Here is a 22,974-nt window from a genome sequence, read left to right on the forward strand (position 1 = left end):
GCCAGGGCGCCCAAACGTCCGCCGGTTTCCGTTCCGGGCGCCGGGTACTCGGACCGGGACCCGACCCGCCGCGCAGCGGAGGTAATCCCCCATGCCCGAGTACGGCTATTTCCTGGCCTGCGAGGAGTTCGGCCCCGCGGACCTCGTCGAGCAGGCGCGCATGGCCGAGCAGGCCGGCTTCCGGTCACTGTGGATCTCCGACCACTACCACCCGTGGAACGGCGCGCAGGGCCAGAGCCCCTTCGTATGGTCGGTGATCGGCGCGATCTCGGAGGCGGTGTCCCTGCCGGTCGAGACGGCCGTCACCTGTCCGACCGTGCGGATGCACCCCGCGGTGGTGGCGCAGGCCGCGGCGACCAGCGCCGTGATGACGAACGGCCGTTTCCGCCTCGGCGTGGGCACCGGGGAAGCCCTGAACGAACACATCGTCGGCCATGTCTGGCCGCCCGCCGGCGTGCGCATGGAGATGCTGGAGGAGGCGATCCTGGTGATGCGCAGGCTGTTCTCCGGCGAGGAGGTCAGCCACTACGGCACCCACTACAAGGTGGAGAACGCCCGCCTCTACACGGTGCCCGACGAGCCCGTCCCGATCGACGTCTCCGGCTTCGGCCCGGCGGCGACGGCACTCGCCGCGCGCGTGGGCGACGGCTACATCACGATGACGCCGGACGGGGACATGGTGGAGCAGTTCCGCAAGGGCGGCGGCGGGCGCAAGCCGGTGATGGGCGGCACGAAGGTCTGTCACGGCGCCGACCGCGACGAGGCGGTCCGCACGGTCCGCCGGTTGTGGTCCAACCAGTTGCTGCCCGGTGAGATGGGCCAGATCCTGCCCTCGCCGAGCCACTACGAGCAGTTGGAGCCGCTGATCACCGAGGAAATGGTGAGCGAGAAGACGGTGTGCGGGGACGACGCCGACGAGCACGTCGCCGCGCTGAACGCCTTCGCCGAGGCGGGGTTCGACGTGATCTACGTCAACCAGATCGGTCCCGAGCAGCGCGGCTTCTTCGACTTCTACCGCACGAAGGTGCTGCCCCAGCTCCAGCAGGGCGGCCGCTGATGACCCGGAGCACACGATGAAGCCCGACGCGCTGCACCGTCCCGCCGTCTCCGTCTACACGGTGCCCACCGACGCCCCCGAGGCGGACGGCACACTGTCCTGGGACTCCACGACAGTGGTGATCGCCGAGATCACGGCGGGCGACGCGACCGGCACGGGCTGGACGTACGGCCCGGCGGCGGTCGGCGCCTTCCTGCACGAGCACCTGGCGCCCCTCGTGGAGGGACGCGACGCGATGGACATCCCGGCCGCGCACGACGTCATGTGCCGCTCGGTCCGCAACGCGGGCCGCCCGGGCATCGCGGCCTGCGCGATCTCCGCCCTGGACATCGCCCTGTGGGACCTCAAGTCCCGCCTGCTGGAACTCCCGTTGGCCCGCCTCCTCGGCACCGCGCACGAGCGGGTCCCGGTGTACGGCAGCGGCGGCTTCACGACGTACCACGACACGCATCTGGCGGCCCAGCTGAACGGCTGGGTGCACGGGCAGCACATCCCCCGCGTGAAGATCAAGATCGGTGAGGACTGGGGGCGTGCGGTCACCCGCGATCTGGCCCGGGTCCACGCGGCCCGCCAAGTCATCGGGCAGCAGGCCGAGTTGTACGTCGACGCCAACGGCGCCTACACCCGCAAACAGGCGGTCCGGGTCGGACATGCCCTCACCGAGCACGGCGTCGGCTGGTTCGAGGAGCCGGTGTCCTCGGACGACCTGACGGGACTGCGCCTGGTCCGCGACGCCCTGGTCTGCGACGTGACCGCGGGCGAGTACGGCTACGACCTCCCGTACTTCGCCCGCATGATCGCGGCCGGAGCCGTCGACTGCCTCCAGATCGACGCCACCCGCTGCGGCGGCCTCACGGAGTTCCTCCGCGCCGCCGCCCTTGCCCACTCCCACGGCCTGGAGGTCTCCGCCCACTGCGCCCCACACGCCCACGCCGCCGCGGCCGCGGCGATCCCCAACCTCCGCCACATCGAGTGGTTCCACGACCACGTCCGCATCGAGTCGATGTTCTTCGACGGCGCCCTCGACCCGACGGGCGGCACGGTCCGCCCCCTGGAGGGCCTCGGCCACGGACTGACGCTGCGGACGGAGGAGGTGGCGGAGTACCGGGTCGCCTAGCGAGCGGTGCCGGGTCGCCCAGGGCCTGTCCGGCGGGCCAGGCGGGTCAGTTTGCGGGTGGCCAGGAGTCCGGCCCCGACGGTGAGCGCCTTGCCCATACGGCTGCGATTGCGGGACATCCATTCCTGTGTGCCGGCGGGACGCGCCTCCCCGTCGAAGCGGCCGTGCGCACCGAAGTCGTGCCCGTGCGGGCCGTCCGCCGGGGTCCACAGGTTCCCGGGTCCCGTGCGACGTCCCTCGTCCATCTGGGCGTCGTACGCGGTCCGCGCCAGGTACCGTTCCAGCAGCCCGGGCGCCACCGCGTTGGCGATCAGCGTGGCCACCGTCGAGCCGCCCACCCAGTACTCGCGCCGCCGCCCGTGGGACGCCGCGTGCACGATCGCCTTCGCGGCGACCTCCGGCTGGTACACCGGCGGCACCGGCCGCGCCCGCCCCGGCATCCGGCTCAGCACCCATTCGAACTGCGGGGTGTTGACGGCGGGCAACTGCACCATGGTCGTACGCACCCGGCTCCTCTCGTGCAGCAACTCGCACCGCAACGACTCGTTGAACCCCTGTATCGCATGCTTCGCCCCGCAGTACGCCGACTGCAGCGGAATCCCGCGGTAGGCGAGCGCGGAGCCGACCTGCACGATCGTGCCGTGGTCCCGCGGCAGCATGTGCCGCAGCGCCTCCCGGGTACCGAACACACAACCCAGGTACGTCACTTCGGTGACCCGGCGGAACTCGTCGGAGCTGATCTCCGTGAACGGCGCGAAGACCCCGGCGAAGGCGTCGTTGACCCAGACGTCGATGCGGCCGAAGGCATCGGCCACCTTCTGGGCCGCGTCCTCGACCGCCTTGGCGTCGGCCATGTCGACGGGGACGACGAGCGCCTCGCCGCCGGCGCGCTGCACCTCGTCCGCCGCCGCGGCGAGGCCCTCGCGTCCCCGGGCCAGGAGGGCGACCCGGTCGCCCCGGGCGGCGAAGGCCCGAGCCGTGGCCCGGCCCACGCCGCCGCTGGCTCCGGTCACCACGACGGCCCTGCCGTGCTTCGGCGTCCACACGATTCGTCACGCCCGGTGGTGCGGTTGGTCGGGGTCGATGGCGTCGGGGGGTGGGGCCGGGGTGCCGGCCACGCCGGGTGCCGGAGCGCCCGCCCCCGGCCCGGGAATGGCCCCGCCGACGGTCGGCGCCGCAGGCGGCACCGGCGGATATCCCGTGCCGGGCCCGCCCGAAGGCGTGAGTTCGGCCTCCCGATCCGGTGTCGGCCGGGACGCGGAGGGCCGGGCGGCGTTGCGCAGTGCGTAGGCGACCACGCCGAGGACGGCCGCGGTGATCAGCGCGGCGGCCCAGTCGGGCAGACCGATGGCCAGTGCCAGCCCCACGGTGAGGGCGAGGGCGGCGCCCGCGTACAGGGCGACGGCACCGGACGCGGCGTACAGCATGGCCGTGCGGCGCTGCCTGCGGGTCTGCTCCCGCAGTTCGTCGCGCACGGTCTCCCGTGCCACCTGCGCCAGCTCGTCGACGAGATGTTTGTCGAGGTGTTCCAGGTGATCGAAGCGGTCCATGGCCGCCGGGTACCCGCACAGGCGTGCGCATAACGCCGTCCGCAGGCCGACACGTACGCCCCGCACCGCGGCCTGGGGATCGCACGAAACGATCTCCTCCCCCGGCCGCCCCAACTAGGCTCGTCCTATGGACATTCTGGGAGCCACGCTGCGTGTCTGCGTCGCCGACCTCGAGTCCGCGATCCCCTTCTACGAACGGCTCGCGGGCGGCCCGGCCCTCCGCTTCGAACGCGGCGGCGTCTCCGTGGCCGCCGTCGGCTGCTTCCTGCTGATGAGCGGGCCCGAGGCCGAGCTGGAGCTGCTGCGCAAGGTCGCGGCGACGATCGCAGTCGCGGACGTCGACGAGGCCCACAAGGTCCTCACCGAGCTGGGCGCCGACGTCATCGCGGGCCCGGTCCCGACCCCGGTGGGCCGCAACCTGATCGCCCGGCACCCGGACGGGACGGTGTACGAGTACGTGGACCGCCGCCGCACGTAACCGGACGGCCGCCTCAGGATTCGTGAGCGCGGACACCACTACGCCGGCGTCCAAGTGCAGCCAGAATTCGTCCAGTTCGATGATCTCGAGGGCCGGGACGCACGTCCTCTTCCCGCAGGCAGGGCACTCCGGGTTCGTGAGGTCCTCCTGCCCGCGTCCGGTGGCCGGCCGGAAGTCGGGGGAGGCCTCGCCCTCTTCAGCCGGAAGCCCGCATCTCCACGGTGAGGGCCCACCGCTCGTGGTCCCGCCAGGCCCCGTCGATGTAGAGCATCTTCGGCGAGAAGCCCTCCAGGCGGAAGCCGCAGCTGCGGGCCAGGCCGATGGAGGCCGTGTTCCCGGGCTGGACGTTGATCTCCAGCCGGTGCAGCCGCATCGGCCCGAACGCGTACCCGACGACCAGGCCGAGACCCTCGCGCATCAGTCCGCGCCCCGCCGCGTGCGCGAAGGCGCCGTACCCGACGGCACCGCTGAGGAAGGCGCCCTCGACGATGTTGTTGATGTTGACGAACCCGCCGATGGCCCCGCTGTCCTTCTCGCACACCAGGAATCCCGCCTTGGTCGGGTCCTTGATCAGGCGGCCCGCGTACGCGCTGTACGCCCCCGGGCTGTCCGGCGGGAACAGCCACGGGTGGTGCAGTTCCTTGCTCTCCCGGGCCCGGGCGGTGAACTCGGCGGAGTCCTCGTGGGTGAAGTGACGTATGCCCACGTTGGGGCCCTCGGCGAGGTAGCGGGAAGCGGTGTGCGGCATCCGGCCACCCTACGACGGACGGGTCCTAGCGCCGCCGATTCATGAAAAACGCCCCGACCAGCGCGCCGATGACCCCCACGGCCAGCAGGGCCGACCACAGCGGCATCGTCACCAGGGGAATGAGCAGCCGGATCTCGGTCTCGTGGGTGTTTTCGAAGATGAAGATGAGGGCGAGGACGGCGAGCACCAGCACGGTGATCCGGGCGGGCGTGATCTCCGGGCCCCGGCGAGTCTTCCTGCCGCCGCTCTCGTGGGTCTTCGGGCTCATATGACCAGGGTGAACCCGGAGCCACGGTCACGCACGGTGAAGGCACCCTCCGGGTGACCCGGCCGTTCAGCGGAGCGCGGGTTCCGCGAGCGTCAGCGTGGCCGTGTCCGCGTCCAGTTCGGCACTCACCCCGAAGGGGATGGTCTTCGCCCCCTCGCAGTGCCCGAAGCCGAACTCCTCGACGACCGGGACACCGTGCCCGTCGAGCCGGTCGGCCAGCAGGGCCCGCACCCGGTCGTAGGGGCCGCACCGGTCCCACGAGCCGAGCAGCACCCCGTGCACCCCGTCGAGCCAGCCGGCGCGCAGGAGTTGGGTGAGGTACCGGTCGAGGCGGTACGTCTCCTCCCCCACGTCCTCCAGGCACAGCAGCCCGCCGCGCGCCGAGGTGCGGGCGTGCGGGGTGCCCAGCTCCGCGGCGAGCAGGCACAGGCACCCGCCGAGGAGCACGCCCCGCGCCCGCCCCGGGACCAGGGCCGTGCCGCCGGAGGCGATCGTGCGGACCGTCTCCGGTGCGAAGAGCGTGGCCTTCAGGTGGTCCTGGGCCCGGGCGTTCTTGATGAAGTCGACGCCCGCCGCCATCGGCCCGTGCAGGGTGACCAGGCCGAGCCGGGCGGCGAACGCCTCGTGCAGCGCGGTGATGTCGCTGAAGCCGACGAACACCTTCGGCCCGGCCGCCCGCATGGCCTCCCAGTCCAGCAGGTCGGTGATCCGCTGCACCCCGTACCCGCCGCGGGCGCACAGCACCGCGTCCACCGACGGGTCGCACCATGCACTCTGCAGATCGGCGGCCCGGTCGGCGTCCGTGCCCGCCAGATAGTCGAAGCGGCCGTGCCGCTCCAGCACGTGCGGTGCCACCACCGGGTCGAGGTCCCACCCGCGCAGCACGTCGAGCCCGGCCTGCAACCGCTCCTCGGGCACGGGCCCGCTGGGGGCGACGACCGCCACGCGCGCGCCGGGCGCGAGCCGGGACGGCCGTACGAGTTCCTTCACCTGACCAGCTCCAGCGTCGGGATTCCGGGCGGGTGGAGCCCGAACACCTGAGCGTACAGAGACAGCTCGGACTCCAGGGCCCGGGTCATGGTCTCCGCCTTCCGGAACCCGTGTCCCTCCCCCTCGAAGGCGAGGTACGCGTGCGGCACCTGCCGCCCTGCCATGCGCGCCAGGAACCGCTCGCACTGGGCGGGCGGGCAGATCACGTCGTCCAGGCCCTGCAGCAGCAGAAAGGGCACGGTGATGCGATCGGCGTGCTCGACGGGCGAGCGTTGCGCGTACCGCCCGGGCACCTCGGCGAGCGGCCCTACCAGCGTCTCCAGGTACTGCGATTCGAAGTCGTGGGTCTCGCCCGCGCCCCAGCCGGCCAGGTCGAGGACGGGGTAGATGATCGTGCCGCAGGCGTAGACGTCGGTCGTGGCGAGGGAGGCGGCCGCGGTCCAGCCGCCGGCGCTGCCGCCGCGGATCGCCAGCCGGTGGCGGTCGGCGGTGCCCTCGTCGGCGAGGGCCAGCGCCACCGCCGCGCAGTCCTCCACGTCGACCACACCCCACTGCTCGCGCAGCCGGTCCCGGTACTCCCGGCCGTACCCGGTGGAGCCGCCGTAGTTGACCTCGGCGACCCCGATGCCGCGGGAGGTGAAGTAGGCGATCGCCAGGTCGAGGACGAGCGGGGCGTGCCCGGTGGGTCCGCCGTGCGCCCAGACGACGTACGGCGGCAGCTCGCCGCCGGGGGCCACGCAGCCGGGATTGTGCGGAGGGTAGATGTGCGCGTGGATGTCGCGTCCGTCCGGGCCGGTGAAGGTGCGGATCTGCGGCTCGGGGCAGTACGCCGGGTCCACGGCGTCGTCGTGCTCGGCGCCGATCACTCGCGCGCGTCCCGTGCGGGTGTCCAGCTCGACGACCTCGTACGCGCTGCGCGGGCTCGCTCCGACGGCGACCACCCGTTCGCCGTGCACGGCGAGCGTGGGCGCGAACTCGGTCCAGGGGCCGGCCGCGTCGACGACCTCGCCGGTCTCCGGGTCCAGTACACCGAGCGCGGTGGCCCCACGGCCGTGCACGACGGCGACGAGGCCGCTGTCCAGCGGGGCGAACCAGCGGTGCCCGATCTTCCACAGCGGCCCGCCGAACTCCTCCTCGCGGGGGCAGACCGGCGCATGGTCCCGGTAGAGGTTCCACCAGCCGGTGCGGTCGCTCGCGTACAGCAGGGAGCCGTCGGCGGCCCAGTCGGCCTGGGCGATCGACTCGTCGGGGCCGCCCGCGACGGTGCGCGGGTCGTCGAAGGTGCCGTCAGGCCCGACGTCCGCGACGATCAGCTCCGTGCCGTCCCACGGCATCCGCGGATGGTCCCAGGCGAGCCAGGCGACGCGCCGCCCGTCGGGCGAGAGGCGCGGCCCGGTGACGAACCGGTGCCGGTCGTCCGTGAGTTCGCGTACGGCGTCCCGCTCCTGCGCTGCCGAGCCGTCCAGCGGCACGGCGGCGAGCGCCCGTCGCACATCGGTCGGCCCGTCGCCGGTGAACTCCTCCAGTACGCACCACACTTCGCCGTGCTCGAGGCGCACCTGCGGATCCGCCCAGCGCAGCCCGCCGCCCACCGGCGAGACCGGAGTGAGGGGCCGGGGTTCGCTCCCGGGCTCGTACCGGTACAGCCGCTGGTCGGCGAAGTTCACGAACACCACGAGCGGCCCGGTGTGCCGCGCGACCCCGGCCCAGGGCTGCCCGCCGTACTCGATGACCCGGCTGCGCACGTTCCACGGCGCGGGCAGCACCGACTCCTCGCCGCCGTCCGCGCGCCGCCGTACGAGCGTGCGCCGCCCGCCCTCGCCGGGCCGCGGCTCGGTCCACCACGCCTCGTCGCCGACGAAACCGACGTACTCGGGGTGCCCGTCGTGCGCGGCGGCGAGTTCCGCGTCGATCGGCGAGGGCCACGACCCGTACGGCAAGCGCTGCACCGTCTCCCCCACCCGCCTAGGCCGTCCGCAGGAAACGGTCCAGGACGCGGACGCCGAAGTGCAGCGCCTCGACCGGGACGCGCTCCTCGACGCCGTGGAAGAGGGCCTGGTAGTCGAAGCCCTCCGGCAGCCTCAGCGGCGCGAACCCGTAGCCGGTGATGCCGAGGCGCGAGAACTGCTTGGCGTCCGTACCGCCCGACATGCAGTACGGCACGACGTGTCCCTCCGGAGCGAACTCCTCGACCGCGGCCCGCATCCTCGCGTACGTCGGCGAGTCCACCGGCGCCTGGAGGGCGACCTCGCGGTGGGCGTACTCCCAGTCCACGTCGGGCCCGGTGAGCAGGTCGAGGGTCGTACGGAACTCGTCCTCGCCGCCGGGCAGATACCGCCCGTCGACATGGGCGACGGCCTCGCCCGGGATCACGTTGAGCTTGTAACCGGCCTCCAGCATCGTCGGGTTGGCGCTGTTGCGTACGGTCGCCTCCACCAGCCTGGCCGCCGGGCCGAGCTTCTCCAGCAGGCCGTCCACGTCGTCGAAGTCGGGGTCGATGCCGTACAGGGCGGCGAGTTCGGTGAGCGCGGCGCGCACGGTCGGGGTGAGCCGGAGCGGCCACTCGTGGGCGCCGATCCGTGCGACGGCAGCGGCGAGGCGGGTCACCGCGTTCTCCCGGTTGACCTTGGAGCCGTGTCCGGCCCGCCCTCGGGCGGTGAGCCTGAGCCACCCCGTGCCGCGCTCACCCGCGGCGATGGGGTAGATCTGACGCCCCTCGCCGTCGTGGAAGGTGAACGCCCCGGACTCGCTGATGCCCTCGGTGCAGCCCTCGAACAGGGCCACGTGCTCGTCGGCGAGGAATCCCGAGCCGTCCTCGGCGCTGGCCTCCTCGTCCGCGGTGAACGCGATGACCAGGTCGCGCCGCGGCCGGATGCCCTGCCGCGCCCAGGCCCGTACGACCGCGAGGATCATCGCGTCCATGTTCTTCATGTCGACGGCGCCCCGGCCCCACACGACTCCGTCACGGATCTCCCCGGAGAAGGGATGGACGCTCCAGTCCCGGGCCTCGGCGGGCACCACGTCCAGATGACCGTGGACGAGCAGCGCGTCCGCCGAGGGTTCGGTGCCCTCGATGCGCGCGACGACGTTGGTGCGTCCTCTGGTGCGTTCGAGAAGCGTGGGCTCGAGGCCGATGCCGGCCAGCTGTTCGGCGGCGTACTCGGCGGCGGGCCGCTCCTGGCAGTCCCCGCCGCCCCTGTTCGTCGTGTCGATCCGGATGAGGTCGGACGTGAACCGCACGACCTCGTCCATCGCCTGCCGGTCAGCCATACTGCTCCTCCACCGCGGCCGAGACGATCGTGGTGACCGCCTTGAACGTCCGGATTCCGTCGTACATGCGCTCGCTGGTGTACGCCACCTTCCGCTCCCCGATCCGCGCCACACCTGGCACCACCGTGGCGGCCATCGCCAGATGTTCGGCGTCGAACTCCAGAGCGATGGTGAACGGGCCCGCGGCCACCGGTTCGTGCCGCACCGCCAGCGCGGCCGCCTCCTTGGCCGCCGCCCGGATGTCGCCGGCGGTGCGGGCCGGCGTACGGCACACGGCCGCGTACCGCGACACGTGGTCCTTGACCGCGACCTTCAGCGCCTCGGGCGCGTATCCGAGCGCGTCCTCGCAGGCGATGTCGTCGCCGGTCACGAGAACGACCGGCACGCCGTACTCGGCGACGACACGGGCGTTCAGCAGCCCCTCGCTCGCGCGGACGTCGTTCAGCCACACCCCGGTGATGGAGTTGGCGAGATAGGTGTGGGCGAGGACGCCCTCCATGCCGGCGCCCGCGTGATAGCCGACGAACGCGACGCCGTCGACGTCGCCGTTCTGCACACCCTCCACCATGGACAGGGACTTGTGCCGGCCGGTGAGCATCTGCGCCCGGTCGTCCAGCCTCTCCAGCAGCAGATTGCGCATGCTCCAGTGCGCTTCGTTGATGAGGACCTCGTCGGCGCCGCCCTCGAAGAACCCGAGCACGGCGGCGTTCACATCGGACGTGAACATCGAACGGCACCGCTCCCACTGCGGTGTTCCCGGCAGGACGTCGGCCGGCCAGGTCACGCCGGTGGCGCCCTCCATGTCGGCGCTGATGAGGATCTTCATGGACCGCCACGTTACGCGCCGTCGGGGGAACCTGCCACGAAGCTCACGCCCGATCCGGTGCGTCACGCGGTACGGCCTGCCACCACCCACTTCGAGGGCAGCTGGATCCGCGTGCCGTCCGCCGCGTACTCCGTCGTGATCAGCGGCAGTTCACCACTCGCGAGGACGGTGAGCCCGGCTGCGCGCAGGTACCGGGGCACCGCGTCGTCGGCCACGTCACCGGGGGCTATGCCGTGCCGGAAGATCGGCGCGAGCTTGGGCGGAGGCCCGGACGGGCTCTGGGCCAGCCCCAGGAGGACGGGGCGGGCGGCCTCGGACAGTTCGACGAGGAACGCCCGGCCCCGTTCGCCGACGAGGGTGGCGAGCCCGTCGACCAGCGGCTGCCGGTCGTCGGGCTCGCACTGGTGCAGCACGCCCCGCATGTAGACGTTGGCGTCGCCGAGTTCGGCGTGCAGGGTCTGGGCCTCGGCCTTCTCCGCCGCGTCCAGCAGCCGGTATGTCGCCTGCGCCGCGGGGTCGGCGTGCCGGGCGTGGTCGAGGGCAGCGGCGGCCAGATCGGCGCCCACGACATGCGGGAAGCGGTCGGCGAGGTAGCGGGTCTGGGTGCCGTTGCCGCAGCCCAGGTCCACCAACACCAGCCCGCCGTCCGCCAGATGGGGCTCGAAGAGGGGGAGGTGGACGCCGACGGTCAGCGCCGGCTCCGCATCCCAGAACACCGCTCCCGGTTCACCGGACGCCTCACGCCAGAAGCCCTCCCAGGCCTCCCGGTACCGACTCGTCACGCTCATGCCCAACTCCCCAGGGTGCGACGTCGAACCGTCGTAAGTGACGGGCCCGTACGGTTTATCGCTCCCCGGGTGCCGCTACAAGCGCGGTGCGCGTTCCTTCACTCCCCGTTCGAGATGCGCACGCCTGGCGTGCGACCCGTGTGCCCCACGGTGCGCGAGAGCCGTTCAGCGGCGCGGCAGCGTCAGTTCGAACCAGACGGTCTTGCCCGCGCCGGTGCGGCTGGTCCCCCACTCGCGGGCCAGCGTGCTCACCACGCGCAGTCCGCGCCCGAACTCGTCGGTGGGGCCGGCGCTCAGCAGCGTCGGCAGGTCGTGGTCGTCGTCGTCCACCTCGCACAGCAGGGTGTCGCCGCGCACCAGACGCAGTTCGACGGGTCGGCTGTGGGAGTGCCGTACGGCATTGGTGACGAGTTCGCTCACCATCAGCTCGGCACTGTCGGCGAGCCTGGCCAGACCCCAGTCGTAGAGCTGTTCGCGGACCGCCGCCCGGGCCCGGCCGACCCCGGCCGGGCCGAGGGAGAACCGCCATTCGGCCACGTCGTCGGGTTCTATGCCGTTGAGGCGCGCCATCAGCAGGGCCACGTCGTCCTTGCGGCCACCACGTGTGTTGAGGGCTCGGATGATGGTGTCGCAGGCGTCGTCCATCGACGCGGCCGGGTGGGCGGCGGACTCGCACAGGGTCGCCAGGCCCACGCCGATGTCCTCACCGCGCACCTCGACCAGCCCGTCCGTGCACATCACGAGCCGGTCGCCGGGCTCGACGCGCACGCGTACCGCCTCGAAGGGCACGCCACCGACGCCGATGGGCGCTCCCGTGGGCAGCTCCAGGAGCTCGCTGCGGCCGTCGTCGGCGCGGACCAGGACGGGCGGGATGTGCCCGGCGTTGGCGATGTGCAGTTCGCCCGCGATGGGGTCGTACACGGCGTACAGACAGGTCGCGAGGTAGGTGTCGCCGAGGCGCTGGGCGAGGTCGTCGAGGTTGCGCAGGAGCTGCGCGGGCGGCAGGTCGAGGGCGGCCATGGTCTGGACGGCGGTCCGCAACTGTCCCATCATCGCGGCCGAGTTGAGGCCGTGCCCCATGACGTCGCCCACGACGAGGGCGGTGCGGGCGCCGGGCAGCTTCACGGAGTCGAACCAGTCCCCGCCGACGCGGCCCAGCAGCGTGCCGGGCAGATAGCGGGTGGCGATGTCGCAGCCCGCCATGCGCGGCGGGATGTGCGGCAGCATGCTGTCCTGGAGGGTCTCGGCGACGCTCTCCTGGTAGGTGTACATGCGCGCGTTGTCGAGCACGAGGCCCGCCCGGGCGGCGAGTTCGGCGCCGGTGACCCGGTCCATGTCGTTGAACTCGGCGCGCTCGGGATGGCGCAGCAGGATCATGAAGCCGAGGACGACGGTGCGTGCCTTCAGCGGCACGACCAGCATGGAGCGCCCCGTGATGAGGGGCCGGATGTCGCGCTTCTCGAACTGCGAGGCGATGGCGTGCCCCATCTGCTCGCTGATGCGCGGCACGAGGACGGGCTCGCCGGTGGTCATGCACTGGAAGAACGGCGTGTGCGCCGGGAACGGCATGGCCTCGCCGACCGGCACGACGTCGTCCCAGCGGCCGGGCTCGTCGGTGTGCTCGACCGCGACCCGGTGCCACATGGTGGTCGTGTCGGGCACGCCGTCGGGGAAGCCCTCGCCGGCGACGACCTGTTCGCGCAGATAGGTGCCGGCCACATCGGTGAACCGGGGTACCACGGCCTTGCTGACCTCGATGATGGTCCGCGCCAGGTCGAGCGAGGTGCCGATCTTCCCGCTGACCTCGTTGAGGAACTCCAGCCGCTCACGGACGGCGACGTACTCGAGGTCCTCGCCCTCGTCGGCGAGTTCCTCGGGGACGGGCAGGCCCTCGGCGGCGGCCCGGCCGGCCCGCTCGCGGCGCGCCTTGCGCTCGGTGCGCCGGGCCACGCCCCAGTCGGGGGTGACGGGCACCCGGTCGTTCTGGCTGAACTCCAGGACGGGATAGCCCAGTTCGAGGATCTGCGCCACGATGCGGGCGCTTTCCCCCACGCTCATGCTGGGCAGGATCTCGGGAAGCCGGCGGGCGAGCTCCTGCGCGCCGGGGAAGTCGGTGTGCAGCGCGAAGCCGGGGGCGATCCGCTCGACGGCCGCGTCCTCTTCGGGGCCGTCCTCGCGCAGCCCGCCCGCGTCCGCCGCGAGCACGAGTAACCGCTCCGGGCCCGGCCCCACCAGGGGGTAGGCCCACCACAGGACGTCGACCCGGTCGCTGCCGGCCGCGGTGATCCGGGCGCGGCCCGCCGCCGGGTAGGACAGCCTGCCGTCCAGGGAGGACTCGAGGCCGGGTCCGAGACCGTCGTACGCCGCGTACGCCCCGTACGGGGTGGTGTACTCGTCCTCGGGGAGCGCGCCGGAGACGGGGAGCAGGTCGAGGGCGCACCGCCCGACGGCCTCCTCCTTGGGGACGCCGAAGAGCCGCCGTGCGCCCCTGCTCCAGTGGGAGACGAGGCCGTCGCGGTCGACCACGACCACGGCCAGCGGGATGCGGCCGGCCGCGGCCTGCCCGGCCGCCTCGCCGGGCCCGGCTCCGCGGCCCGGAGGTGTGTCCCTCTCGCTGCCACGGTCCATGGCCCAGGCCCTCTCTCCCCAGAACTCCGCAAGATCTGCCCGCCCCACAACCGTACGGCTGCGGCACGACGCGATGTGCGGCAATTCTGGAATTGGTTTCAGTCGGACGCTCCGGCGCGCGTGTGCGCGCCCCCGCGGCCGGAATCAGTCCTCGTGACCCAGTTGGAGATCGCGTTCCGTGCTGCCGCCGCCCGCCACCTGGAGCACGGTGGCCACCGGCGGATAACCGGCGGCGATGACGGTGTACTCGCCGCAGGAGAGGTCGACGAGCCGGCACGTTCCGTCGCGGCCTCCGGGAGCGTCGCCGTCGGCTCGTCCTGCACCAGCGTGGTCCCGCCCACCTGCCGCTCCCCTCGTCGCACCTGCCGCACAATTCCCGCGTAGAGCGACAACTGCCGACAAGCGCGACGAGTTACGACAGAACCGGGAACCTACTTCTCGACCTCGGTGGCGAGCCGGGCGAGGATCGCGTCGTAGATCCGGCCGAGGCCCTTGGGCGCGAAGGTCCTCTCGAAGAAGCCGCCGATACCGCCGGCGCCCTTCCAGGTGGTGGTCACGACGACCCGGGACCTGCCCTCGCCCGCCGGGGTGACGCGCCAGGTGGTGACCATCGAGGAGTTGCGGTCCTTCTCGACGAGCTCGCCCTCGGTGGGCTCGCTGACTTCCAGGAGGCAGTCGCGGACGCGCTTGCTGGTGGCCTGGAGCTTCCAGTGGACGAGGGTGCCCTCGCCGTCGCCGCCCTCGCGCACCTCGTACTCGCTGAACTGCTCGGGCAGCAGGTTCGCGCGCGCACCGCTGTAGTCGGCGAGGGTGTCGAACACCTTCTCCGGGTCCGCCGCGACGACCCGCTCGGTAGTGGCCTCGACCTGCGCCATTGAGTTCCTCCAGGGACCTGTGTTCTCGGGGTGGGGGCAAGCCAACCACCCCGGTCCCCGGGTACCCAAATCGGGGACTGCGATCAGGGGCGGCGGTCCGCGAGGACGCAGAACTCGTTCCCCTCCGGGTCGGCGAGCGTTACCCAGCTCTCGTCGCCGGTTTGGCCGACGTCGGCGTGTCGGGCACCCAGGTCGAGCAGGCGACGGACCTCTTCGTCCTGCTCCCTGTCGGTCGGGTTGACGTCGATGTGGAGCCTGTTCTTGACGGACTTGCCCTCGGGCACGCGCGCGAACGTCAACGTCGGCGGCACCGGACCGAGGCGGTTCCTGCCCTCAGGCACCACGGGGGAGCCGATGGTGACGATTCCGTCGTCCTCGTCCTGCACCTCGTAGCCAAGGACCGAGCACCAGAACCGGGCGAGACCGCCGGGATCGGCACAGTCGATCGCAAGCTCGGTGAACTTACTGGTCATGTCAGAACCTCCTGGTCAAGTGGCTGATCGCAGTGTTCGACAGCCCGGCCCGTCAAAAGTCTGACGCACTCCGCGCACGATCAAGGGAACATGTGTTCTATTCTCGGTGCAGTGCTACCGAGGAGGCGTCATGCGCTGGGAGAACCTCACCGTGGAGTCCGGCGGCCACAGCAGGGCGGACGCCGCGCTGTTCGGCGCGGACGCGGTCACCACCCGCACCTTCGACACGCCGGAGTTCGCCGGGATCACCTTCCACGAGATACGGGCCCGGTCGATCATCAACCGGGTCCCGGCGGTCTCGCGCATGTCCTTCCAGTGGACGGTCAATCCCTATCGCGGCTGCACGCACGCGTGCGTGTACTGCTTCGCCCGCAGGACGCACAGCTACCTGGACCTCGACACGGGCCTCGGCTTCGACTCCCAGATCGTGGTCAAGGTGAACGCGCCGGAGCTGCTGCGCCACCAGCTCGCCTCGCACCGCTGGCAGGGCGAGCACATCGCGATGGGCACCAACGTCGACTGCTACCAGCGCGCCGAGGGCCGCTACCGCCTGATGCCGGGCATCATCACCGCCCTGCGCGACCGTGCGAACCCCTTCTCGATCCTGACCAAGGGCACGCTGATCCTGCGCGACCTCGAGCTGCTGAAGCAGGCCTCGGAGGTGACGGACGTGGGCATCTCGGTCTCGGTCGGCTTCACCGACGCGGAACTGTGGCGAACGGTCGAGCCGGGCACTCCCGCCCCCGAGCGCCGCCTGGACGTCGTACGCACCCTCGCCGAGCACGGCATCGACTGCGGCGTCCTGATGGCGCCGGTGATCCCGTTCCTGAGTGACCATCCGGCCCAACTGCGGGCCACCGTACGGGCGATCGCGGCCTCCGGGGCCACGTCCGTCACCCCGCTCGTGCTGCATCTGCGCCCCGGCGCACGCGAGTGGTTCATGACCTGGCTCGGACAGCACCACCCGCACCTGGTGCGCCGGTACGAGCGGCTGTACGCGGACGGCTCCTACGCCCCGAAGTGGTACCAGCGCCGGATCACCCGTCAGGTCCACGAACTGGCACGGGAGTACGGCATCGGTCCCGCGCCGGCGGGGATGCCGCGGCGGATCAGGGAACCCGAGCCCACGCCAGACTCCGCCATGCCCGAAGCGACCCAACTGACGCTGATCTGAGAGCATTCGAGGGCATCCGGCGGCCCAATCGGGTCAAGTATTGGCAGAATGCGTTCTTCCGAGTGTCCTTTCCGGGACGATGCGGCGAGGACCGTGAGACTCGCGGTCCGAAACCCCTCCGTCCCGGGAGGACTCCATGAGAAAACGCGCAGCGGTGCTGTGCGGTGCCGCCGTCGTCGTGGCCGGTACGTTCACGGCCGTACCCGCCGACGCGAGTACCCCGCAGACCGCGCAAGCCGCTCAGGCCGCGAAGCTCACCTGGAAGAACTGCGGCACCACCGACTATCCGACGCTCCAGTGCGCGTCCCTCGCGGTGCCGCTCGACCACGCCGAACCGTACGGGCAGACGATCACGATCGCCCTGTCCCGCGTCCCGCACACCGCCGCGAACTACCAGGGCCCGTTGCTGGTCAACCCCGGCGGCCCGGGCGGCAGCGGACTCACGCTCGCCGGGTTCGTCGCGTCCGCACTGCCCAAAGCGGTGGCCGCCCAGTACGACGTCATCGGGTTCGACCCGCGCGGAGTGGGCGCGAGCAAGCCCGCACTCGACTGCTCGCCGGGCTACTTCAACCCGGTCCGCCCGGACTCGGTGCCGAGCACACCCGCGATCGAGCAGGCGAACCTCACCCGCGCGAAGTCCTTCGCCGACGCCTGTGGCAAGAAGTACGCGAAGCTGCTGCCGTACATCAACACGATCAGCGCCGTGCAGGACATGGACTCGATCCGCCAGGCCCTCGGCGCACGCAAGATCAATTACTTCGGCTACTCGTACGGCACCTATCTCGGCGCGGTGTACGCCAAGCTCTTCCCGGAGCGGGTGCGCCGGCTGGTACTGGACTCCATCGTCGACCCCACGGGTGTGTGGTACGACGACAACATCGCCCAGGACTACGCCTTCAACGACCGCCACCGTGCCCTGATGGCCTGGATCGCCAAGTACGACGCGACCTACAAGCTCGGTACCGATCCCGCCGCGATCGAGGCCAAGTGGTACGCGATGCGGGCGGCCCTGGCCGAGAACCCGGCGGGCGGCAAGGTGGGCGCCTCCGAATTGGAGGACACCTTCCTGCCCGGCGGTTACTACAACGGCTACTGGCCGTACCTGGCCGAGGCGTTCGCGGCGTACGTCAACGACAAGAACTCCGAGCCGCTGGTGCAGGCGTACGAGAGCTTCGCCTCGATCGACGCCTCCGGGGACAACGGCTACAGCATCTACACCTCGGTGCAGTGCCGTGACGCCGCCTGGCCGCGCGACTGGGACGACTGGCGCGACGACAACTGGGCGGTGTACGACAAGGCGCCGTTCATGACCTGGAACAACGCCTGGTACAACGCGCCGTGCGCCTTCTGGCCGGTCAGGTCGCAGCGCCCGGTGAACGTCGCCAACGGCAAGCTGCCACCGGTCCTGCTCTTCCAGGCGACGAACGACGCGGCCACCCCGTACGAGGGCGGTGCGATGGTCCATGCCCTGCTGCGCGGCTCGAGCTTCGTGGTCGAGGAGGGCGGCGGTAACCACGGCATCACGCTGAGCGGGAACGCCTGCCTGGACAACCACCTGGCGGCGTACCTGACCGACGGCACCGTGCCGCGCAGCGGCCGCGCGGTCGACGCGGTGTGCCCTGCACTGGCCGACCCCGAGCCGCTGGCCACGAAGGAGGCGACGAGGACGGCACACGGCTCGACACTGCACGGCCTGCTGGGCTTCCGCGGCTGAGCACCGGCTGAACCACGGCTGCACGACCGCTGAGTGACGGCCCGTCGGGGGCGTTGTCGGACCCATGGTCCACCATGGACGCATGAGTGAGCTGACCAGGATTCCCGCCCCCGACGGCGTCGCCGCCGCCGCCCAGTACACCCACGTCGTCATGGGCACGGGCCGTTTCGTGGCGATATCGGGCCAGCTCCCTCTCGACGAAGACCGCAGGCTGGTCGGCGAGGGCGACGCACAGGCCCAGGCCCCCCAGGTCTTCGAGAACCTCCGCCGCTGCCTGGCCGCGGCCGGAGCAGGCTTCGACGACGTCGTCAAACTGACCTTCTTCGTCACGGACATGGCGTACATGCCGGCGATCCGCGCGGCCCGCGCCGAACACATACCCGACGACCGCCTCCCGGCCGCCTCGGCGGTACAGGTGGCCGCGCTGGTCCGCCCGGAGTTCCTGATGGAGATCGAGGCTCCCCCACTGCCCGAAGGCGTGGGGGTACCCCCAGCGGCGGTGGGCGAATGACCGGCCTCCGGGTGCGTGAGATGACGCTCGCCGACTGCGATCGCGTCTCCGAGATCCGTATCCGCGGCTGGCAGACCGCCTATGAGGGACTCATGCCGCAGTCGTACCTCGATGCGCTCAGCGCGACCGAGGACGCCGAGCGGCGCCGTGCCCGCTTCGGGCAGGGGGACGGCAGTGTGGTGAACCTGGTCGCCGAGCAGGACGGCGAGGTGGTCGGCTGGGCCTGCCACGGCCCGTACCGGGACGGCGAAGTGCGCACGGGGGACGCCGAGTTGTACGCGATCTACGTCACTCCCGACCGCTTCGGGAGCGGAGTCGGCCGGGCTCTTCTCGCGGAGTCCGTACGGCGGTGCGCGGGGCACGCGCGCGTGTTCCTCTGGGTCCTCAAGGAGAACGCCCGCGCCCGGCGCTTCTACGAACGGGCCGGGTTTCACGCCGACGGCACCGAGGAGCCCTTCGAGGTGGACGGTGTGGAGGTGCCCGAAGTGCGGTATGTGAAGGGGCTCTCGGCCTGACCCCTCACCGCTGTGGGGGGATCCGCGCCAGCGCGTGCACCGCCGCCTCGGCGAGCGCCGGGTGCGCGAGGGCGTCGTTCAGTACGGGCCTGGCGCGGGCGTCCCCGAGGGCGCCGAGTCCCTCCACACACGCCAGCGCCACCCGCCGGTACGGGTCGTGCGGCCGCAGCCGCCGCTCCAGGGTGGTGATCAGGGCGGGCACGGACTCCGGGGCGTTCAGCTCGGCCAGCAGCCGGACCGGGTGCAGGGCATAGGCGACGCGCAGTTCGTTGGTGGCGAGGGCGGCGGCCGCGCGGGCGGTGCGCGGATCGCCGAGTCGTGCGAGGGCGTGGGCGGCGGAGGCGCAGCGGGGCGGGTCGCGGTGGTTGAGCAGCAGGACAAGCGATTCGAAGGCCCGGCGGTCCCCGGCCACACCGAGACGGAAGGCGGCCAGCTCCCTGGCCCACAGGGGCTGTCCGGCCGCGGTGAGCACACCCGCCAGCTCGTCCGTGTCCTCGGTCGCCACGAGCCGGTCGTACACCGCCGAAGCTCCCGCTTCCCGCCGTAAACGCTCCGTGAGTGATCGCAACTCTTCGTCCATGAAGCCGAGATTAGGGCCGTCGCCCCGAGGGCGGGACCTACATCACAAACTCGGGGACTGGCGTGCTCGTTACCCACCGGTTAAGCTCAGACGAGCGAGTTACCCACTCGCACCCCTTCTTGCGGTGGCCTGGTGACGCAGCCGCCGTGAGAGCAGTCGGTTCGGTACATCGCGTACCTCAGTACGACGCGGCCACGGGACAGGGCCGGTCGGCATCACCGTTCCCCGGGCGTGTGCACGTCCGCGGTGACGGCACCGGGCGTGTGCGCTCGCAGCCCGGCAACACCCGCAAACATCACGCATCCGGTGCGCCCATGGTGTCGGCTTCGGCCGGGCCCCTTCGGCGCACGCGGGCGCATTCCCAGTCGTCACCCTCATTTCCTGGAGTCCCGCGATGGCCACTCCCCTGTCCGACACCCCACTGTCCCCGCTCAAGACCATTGCCGTCGTCGGCCTCGGCACCATGGGCACCGGCATCGCCGAGGTCCTGGCCAAGGCCGGCCGCGAGGTCGTCGGCATCGACATCAGCGAGGCCCAGGCCGCGAAGTCCGTCGCCGCCCTGGAGTCCTCGACCGCCCGCGCAGTTGAGCGCGGCCGGCTGACCGAGCAGGAGCGCGCGGACGTCCTCGCCCGTTTCCGCACCGCCACCGACCTGCGGGCGGCGGCCGACGCCGACCTGGTCGTCGAGGTCGCTCCGGAGTCGTACGAGATCAAGCAGCAGATCTTCCGCGAGCTGGACGGGATCGTCCGCCCCGCGACGATCCTGGCGACCGGCACCAACGCCCTCTCCGTGACCCGTCTCGCCGCCGACTCGGCCCGCCCCGAGCGGGTTCTCGGCCTGCACTTCTTCAACCCGGCCCCGGCGATGCGGCTGGTCGAGGTCGTCTCCTCCGTGCTGACCGCGCCGACGGCCGTCAGCGCGGTCACCAACCTCGCCCTCGACCTCGGCAAGGAGCCCGTCGCGGTCGGCGACCGCCCCGGATTCGTCGCCGACGGCCTGCTGTTCGGCTACCTCAACCAGGCGGCCGCGATGTACGAGGCGAAGTACGCCTCCCGCGAGGACATAGACGCGGCGATGCGGCTCGGCTGCGGTCTGCCCATGGGCCCGCTGGCACTCCTCGACCTCATCGGCATCGACACCGCCCGCAGGGTCCTGGAGGCCATGTACGCCTCCACCCGCGACCGGCTGCACGCCCCCGCGCCGATCCTCAAGCAGCTCAGCGAGGCGGGCCTGACCGGCCGCAAGTCGGGCCGCGGCTTCTACACCTACGACGCTCCCGGCAGCGCGACGGTCGTGGCGGACTCCCTGACCCCCGCGGCGGGCGGCTCCGAGGCCGCCGGGCGTCCCGTCCGCTCGGTCGGCGTCGCCGGCTCCGGCACCATGGCCTCCGGCATCGCCGAGGTCTTCGCCAAGGCCGGGTACGAGGTCGTCCTGGCCGCCCGCAGTGAGGAGAAGGCGCAGGCCGCGAAGGCCCGGATCGGCAAGTCCCTCGCACGCTCCGTGGACAAGGGCCGGCTGACCGCCGAGGCCGCCGCGCAGACCCTGGACCGGATCAGCCCGGCCGGTTCCTACGAGGCCTTCGCCGAGGTCGACCTGGCCGTGGAGGCCGTCGCCGAGGACCTGGAGATCAAGCAGCAGCTGTTCGCGACGCTGGACAAGGTCTGCAAGCCGGGCGCGGTGCTGGCCACCACCACCTCCTCGCTGCCCGTCGTCGCCTGCGCCCGCGCCACCTCGCGCCCGCAGGACGTCATCGGCATGCACTTCTTCAACCCGGCGCCGGCCATGAAGCTGGTCGAGGTCGTCCGCACGGTGCTGACCGCCGACGACGTCCACGCGACGGTGCGCGAAGTCTGCGTGAACATCAAGAAGCACGCCGTCGACTGCGGTGACCGTGCCGGATTCATCGTCAACGCCCTGCTGTTCCCGTACCTCAACAACGCGATCAAGATGGTGCAGGAGCACTACGCCTCCCTCGACGACATCGACGCCGCGATGAGGCTGGGCGGTGGCTACCCGATGGGCCCGTTCGAGCTGCTCGACGTGGTCGGTCTGGACGTCTCCCTCGCCATCGAGAAGGTGCTGCACCGCGAGTTCCGCGACCCGGGCCTGGCTCCGGCGCCGCTCCTGGAGCACCTGGTGGCCGCGGGCTGCCTCGGCCGCAAGACGGGCCGCGGCTTCCGCGAATATGCCCGCCGCTGACGGCGCCGGCGACTGGTTCAGAGCGGAAGCGGACTGGGGCGGACTGCTCGACCCCGCCGGAGGACCCCCGCCCACCGAGGGCGGGGGAAACCCCCGACATGCGCAGCAAGCTGCGCACATGCAGTACGTTCGGGTCATGTCCCAGCCCGCCAAGTCCTCACGTACACCAGCCACGCCCGACACGCCGGAGAGTGCCGCAGGCAGCCGCGCCGCCGCCCAGCGGCTCAGGATGCGCCGAGAACTGGCGGCCGCCGCGATGGAGCTGTTCGCGACCAAGGGGTACGAGGCGACCACCGTCGACGAGATCGCGGCCGCGGCCGGAGTGGCCCGCCGCACCTTCTTCCGTCACTTCCGCTCCAAGGAAGAGGCGATCTTCCCCGACCACGACGACACCCTGATCCGTGCCGAGGCGGTACTCAACGCGGCCCCCGCGCACGAGCATCCGCTCGACACCGTGTGCCGCGGCATCAAGGAAGTCATGAAGATGTACGCGGCCCGGCCGGAGATCTCGGTCGCCCGTTACAAGCTCACGCGTGAGGTGCCCACCCTGCGCGAGGCGGAGATCGCGTCGGTGGCCCGCTACGAGCGCCTCTTCACCCGCTACCTCCTCGGCCACTTCGACGAGCACGCGCACGACGACGACGCCAACGACGACCCGCTGCTGGCCGAGGTCGCCGCGTCCGCGGTGGTCACCGCCCACAACCACGTCCTGCGGCGCTGGCTGCGGGCCGGCGGACAGGGCGACGTGGAGGCCCAGCTGGACCACGCCTTCGCGATCGTGCGGAAGACGTTCGGAACCGGGATCGGGGCCGGGCGGGACAGCGCGCCGAGGCCGGCGCCGGCCTCGGCGACGGCGCAGGGGGAGGTCCTGGTGACGGTCGCCCGGACCGACGCGCCCCTCGACGAGGTCATGCGCACCATTGAACAGGCGCTCAAGGAGCGTTCGTAGTTCTGTCAACGGCGGGCTGGGGCGTGTTTCACGCCGCCCCAGCCCGCTTTTGTGTGCGAAAAACCGTTGCGCCGTCCGCATGCGCCCGCACAATCGTCGATGGCACACACCGCAGTTGTACGAACTGGATCAATCCCTCCCCGCACCGAACAAGACCGTGGCATGCTTTCCGCCGGGCGAGTTCCACACGCCCATGTTCACGGCGCGGATTACCCGGAACGGCCTCGGGGGAACGGGGGTAGAGGCCAGGGCCGCGCCTGAAA

General features: G+C 71.7%; 22 protein-coding genes. 9 read left to right on the top strand and 13 right to left on the bottom strand.

What is annotated here, in order from left to right:
- The first annotated feature begins 91 nt into the window (after positions 1–91).
- Complete coding sequence (locus ABZO29_RS10495) at positions 92–1,057, top strand: LLM class F420-dependent oxidoreductase (RefSeq protein ID WP_367319875.1); 966 nt, start codon at positions 92–94, stop codon at positions 1,055–1,057.
- 16 nt (positions 1,058–1,073) lie between these two features.
- Complete coding sequence (locus ABZO29_RS10500) at positions 1,074–2,174, top strand: enolase C-terminal domain-like protein (RefSeq protein ID WP_367319876.1); 1,101 nt, start codon at positions 1,074–1,076, stop codon at positions 2,172–2,174.
- Here the strand turns inward: ABZO29_RS10500 and ABZO29_RS10505 are convergent.
- Both ABZO29_RS10505 and ABZO29_RS10510 read right to left on the bottom strand, forming a co-directional pair.
- Positions 2,171–3,220: an SDR family oxidoreductase gene (locus tag ABZO29_RS10505; protein ID WP_367319877.1), complete on the bottom strand. Its 1,050-nt coding sequence runs from the start codon at positions 3,218–3,220 to the stop codon at positions 2,171–2,173. The two genes, ABZO29_RS10500 and ABZO29_RS10505, sit on opposite strands and share 4 nt — an antisense overlap.
- A gap of 6 nt (positions 3,221–3,226) precedes the next feature.
- Positions 3,227–3,724 (bottom strand): phage holin family protein, encoded by a 498-nt coding sequence (locus ABZO29_RS10510; protein WP_367319878.1) that lies wholly within the window; start codon positions 3,722–3,724, stop codon positions 3,227–3,229.
- Positions 3,725–3,851: 127 nt separating this feature from the next.
- Between ABZO29_RS10510 and ABZO29_RS10515 the strand changes: the two genes are divergently transcribed.
- Positions 3,852–4,202, top strand: a complete 351-nt coding sequence (locus ABZO29_RS10515) for a VOC family protein (protein WP_367319879.1) — start codon at positions 3,852–3,854, stop codon at positions 4,200–4,202.
- A gap of 196 nt (positions 4,203–4,398) precedes the next feature.
- Here the strand turns inward: ABZO29_RS10515 and ABZO29_RS10520 are convergent, their stop codons facing one another.
- The 10 genes from ABZO29_RS10520 to ABZO29_RS10565 form a co-directional block, all read right to left on the bottom strand.
- Positions 4,399–4,950 (bottom strand): GNAT family N-acetyltransferase, encoded by a 552-nt coding sequence (locus tag ABZO29_RS10520; protein WP_367319880.1) that lies wholly within the window; start codon positions 4,948–4,950, stop codon positions 4,399–4,401.
- Positions 4,951–4,975: 25 nt separating this feature from the next.
- A complete protein-coding gene (locus tag ABZO29_RS10525; protein ID WP_367319881.1) occupies positions 4,976–5,218 on the bottom strand; it encodes a DUF1049 domain-containing protein in 243 nt (80 codons plus the stop codon).
- A 66-nt stretch (positions 5,219–5,284) separates the two neighbouring features.
- Positions 5,285–6,208, bottom strand: coding sequence for an LD-carboxypeptidase (locus tag ABZO29_RS10530; RefSeq protein ID WP_367319882.1), 924 nt, complete (start codon positions 6,206–6,208; stop codon positions 5,285–5,287).
- Positions 6,205–8,157 (bottom strand): prolyl oligopeptidase family serine peptidase, encoded by a 1,953-nt coding sequence (locus tag ABZO29_RS10535; protein ID WP_367319883.1) that lies wholly within the window; start codon positions 8,155–8,157, stop codon positions 6,205–6,207. The genes ABZO29_RS10530 and ABZO29_RS10535 overlap by 4 nt, the downstream gene beginning before the upstream one ends.
- A 16-nt stretch (positions 8,158–8,173) precedes the next feature.
- Complete coding sequence (locus tag ABZO29_RS10540; protein WP_367319884.1) at positions 8,174–9,478, bottom strand: M20/M25/M40 family metallo-hydrolase; 1,305 nt, start codon at positions 9,476–9,478, stop codon at positions 8,174–8,176.
- Positions 9,471–10,304 carry a M55 family metallopeptidase gene (locus ABZO29_RS10545; RefSeq protein ID WP_367319885.1) on the bottom strand — a complete coding sequence of 278 codons (834 nt, stop codon included), beginning with the start codon at positions 10,302–10,304 and terminating at the stop codon, positions 9,471–9,473. Before ABZO29_RS10545 ends, ABZO29_RS10540 begins: the two co-directional genes overlap by 8 nt.
- Before the next feature lie 62 nt (positions 10,305–10,366).
- The gene (locus tag ABZO29_RS10550) at positions 10,367–11,092 is read right to left on the bottom strand and encodes a methyltransferase domain-containing protein (RefSeq protein WP_367319886.1); all 726 of its coding nucleotides are present in this window, start codon (positions 11,090–11,092) and stop codon (positions 10,367–10,369) included.
- A gap of 165 nt (positions 11,093–11,257) precedes the next feature.
- Positions 11,258–13,720 (bottom strand): SpoIIE family protein phosphatase, encoded by a 2,463-nt coding sequence (locus tag ABZO29_RS10555; protein ID WP_367319887.1) that lies wholly within the window; start codon positions 13,718–13,720, stop codon positions 11,258–11,260.
- A gap of 431 nt (positions 13,721–14,151) precedes the next feature.
- Positions 14,152–14,595 (bottom strand): SRPBCC family protein, encoded by a 444-nt coding sequence (locus tag ABZO29_RS10560; RefSeq protein ID WP_367319888.1) that lies wholly within the window; start codon positions 14,593–14,595, stop codon positions 14,152–14,154.
- Between the two features lie 83 nt (positions 14,596–14,678).
- A complete protein-coding gene (locus tag ABZO29_RS10565) occupies positions 14,679–15,068 on the bottom strand; it encodes a VOC family protein (protein WP_367319889.1) in 390 nt (129 codons plus the stop codon).
- Positions 15,069–15,198: 130 nt separating this feature from the next.
- On the opposite strand from ABZO29_RS10565, the gene ABZO29_RS10570 reads away from it, so the two are divergent.
- The 4 genes from ABZO29_RS10570 to ABZO29_RS10585 all read left to right on the top strand — a co-directional run bounded on the left by ABZO29_RS10570 (position 15,199) and on the right by ABZO29_RS10585 (position 18,982).
- Entirely contained in the window at positions 15,199–16,242 is a 1,044-nt protein-coding gene (locus ABZO29_RS10570; protein WP_367319890.1) for an Rv2578c family radical SAM protein, read from the top strand.
- 136 nt (positions 16,243–16,378) lie between these two features.
- On the top strand, positions 16,379–17,956 hold the full coding sequence (locus ABZO29_RS10575) for an alpha/beta hydrolase (RefSeq protein ID WP_367319891.1): 1,578 nt from the start codon (positions 16,379–16,381) through the stop codon (positions 17,954–17,956).
- 82 nt (positions 17,957–18,038) lie between these two features.
- Entirely contained in the window at positions 18,039–18,467 is a 429-nt protein-coding gene (locus tag ABZO29_RS10580; protein WP_367319892.1) for a RidA family protein, read from the top strand.
- Positions 18,464–18,982 carry an N-acetyltransferase family protein gene (locus ABZO29_RS10585; RefSeq protein ID WP_367319893.1) on the top strand — a complete coding sequence of 173 codons (519 nt, stop codon included), beginning with the start codon at positions 18,464–18,466 and terminating at the stop codon, positions 18,980–18,982. The genes ABZO29_RS10580 and ABZO29_RS10585 overlap by 4 nt, the downstream gene beginning before the upstream one ends.
- Before the next feature lie 4 nt (positions 18,983–18,986).
- Here the strand turns inward: ABZO29_RS10585 and ABZO29_RS10590 are convergent, their stop codons facing one another.
- The gene (locus tag ABZO29_RS10590; protein ID WP_367319894.1) at positions 18,987–19,562 is read right to left on the bottom strand and encodes an adenylosuccinate lyase; all 576 of its coding nucleotides are present in this window, start codon (positions 19,560–19,562) and stop codon (positions 18,987–18,989) included.
- Positions 19,563–19,956: 394 nt separating this feature from the next.
- On the opposite strand from ABZO29_RS10590, the gene ABZO29_RS10595 reads away from it, so the two are divergent.
- Positions 19,957–21,762: a 3-hydroxyacyl-CoA dehydrogenase family protein gene (locus ABZO29_RS10595; protein ID WP_367319895.1), complete on the top strand. Its 1,806-nt coding sequence runs from the start codon at positions 19,957–19,959 to the stop codon at positions 21,760–21,762.
- 136 nt (positions 21,763–21,898) lie between these two features.
- Positions 21,899–22,711, top strand: a complete 813-nt coding sequence (locus ABZO29_RS10600) for a TetR family transcriptional regulator (protein WP_367319896.1) — start codon at positions 21,899–21,901, stop codon at positions 22,709–22,711.
- Positions 22,712–22,974 lie beyond the last annotated feature (263 nt).

It is taken from the genome of Streptomyces sp. HUAS ZL42 (assembly GCF_040782645.1).
In the GTDB taxonomy this organism is placed as follows: Bacteria; Actinomycetota; Actinomycetes; order Streptomycetales; family Streptomycetaceae; genus Streptomyces.

Bases quoted from the DNA above. Each gene is read 5' to 3' on its own strand.
- ABZO29_RS10585 (WP_367319893.1), top strand. From the start codon at position 18,464: ATGACCGGCCTCCGGGTGCGTGAGATGACGCTCGCCGACTGCGATCGC.
- ABZO29_RS10560 (WP_367319888.1), bottom strand. From the start codon at position 14,595: ATGGCGCAGGTCGAGGCCACTACCGAGCGGGTCGTCGCGGCGGACCCG.
- ABZO29_RS10500 (WP_367319876.1), top strand. From the start codon at position 1,074: ATGAAGCCCGACGCGCTGCACCGTCCCGCCGTCTCCGTCTACACGGTG.
- ABZO29_RS10540 (WP_367319884.1), bottom strand. From the start codon at position 9,478: ATGGCTGACCGGCAGGCGATGGACGAGGTCGTGCGGTTCACGTCCGAC.
- ABZO29_RS10570 (WP_367319890.1), top strand. From the start codon at position 15,199: ATGCGCTGGGAGAACCTCACCGTGGAGTCCGGCGGCCACAGCAGGGCG.
- ABZO29_RS10600 (WP_367319896.1), top strand. From the start codon at position 21,899: ATGTCCCAGCCCGCCAAGTCCTCACGTACACCAGCCACGCCCGACACG.
- ABZO29_RS10590 (WP_367319894.1), bottom strand. From the start codon at position 19,562: ATGGACGAAGAGTTGCGATCACTCACGGAGCGTTTACGGCGGGAAGCG.
- ABZO29_RS10525 (WP_367319881.1), bottom strand. From the start codon at position 5,218: ATGAGCCCGAAGACCCACGAGAGCGGCGGCAGGAAGACTCGCCGGGGC.
- ABZO29_RS10580 (WP_367319892.1), top strand. From the start codon at position 18,039: ATGAGTGAGCTGACCAGGATTCCCGCCCCCGACGGCGTCGCCGCCGCC.
- ABZO29_RS10495 (WP_367319875.1), top strand. From the start codon at position 92: ATGCCCGAGTACGGCTATTTCCTGGCCTGCGAGGAGTTCGGCCCCGCG.
- ABZO29_RS10545 (WP_367319885.1), bottom strand. From the start codon at position 10,304: ATGAAGATCCTCATCAGCGCCGACATGGAGGGCGCCACCGGCGTGACC.
- ABZO29_RS10510 (WP_367319878.1), bottom strand. From the start codon at position 3,724: ATGGACCGCTTCGATCACCTGGAACACCTCGACAAACATCTCGTCGAC.
- ABZO29_RS10555 (WP_367319887.1), bottom strand. From the start codon at position 13,720: ATGGACCGTGGCAGCGAGAGGGACACACCTCCGGGCCGCGGAGCCGGG.
- ABZO29_RS10575 (WP_367319891.1), top strand. From the start codon at position 16,379: ATGAGAAAACGCGCAGCGGTGCTGTGCGGTGCCGCCGTCGTCGTGGCC.
- ABZO29_RS10565 (WP_367319889.1), bottom strand. From the start codon at position 15,068: ATGACCAGTAAGTTCACCGAGCTTGCGATCGACTGTGCCGATCCCGGC.
- ABZO29_RS10595 (WP_367319895.1), top strand. From the start codon at position 19,957: ATGGCCACTCCCCTGTCCGACACCCCACTGTCCCCGCTCAAGACCATT.
- ABZO29_RS10515 (WP_367319879.1), top strand. From the start codon at position 3,852: ATGGACATTCTGGGAGCCACGCTGCGTGTCTGCGTCGCCGACCTCGAG.
- ABZO29_RS10520 (WP_367319880.1), bottom strand. From the start codon at position 4,950: ATGCCGCACACCGCTTCCCGCTACCTCGCCGAGGGCCCCAACGTGGGC.
- ABZO29_RS10550 (WP_367319886.1), bottom strand. From the start codon at position 11,092: ATGAGCGTGACGAGTCGGTACCGGGAGGCCTGGGAGGGCTTCTGGCGT.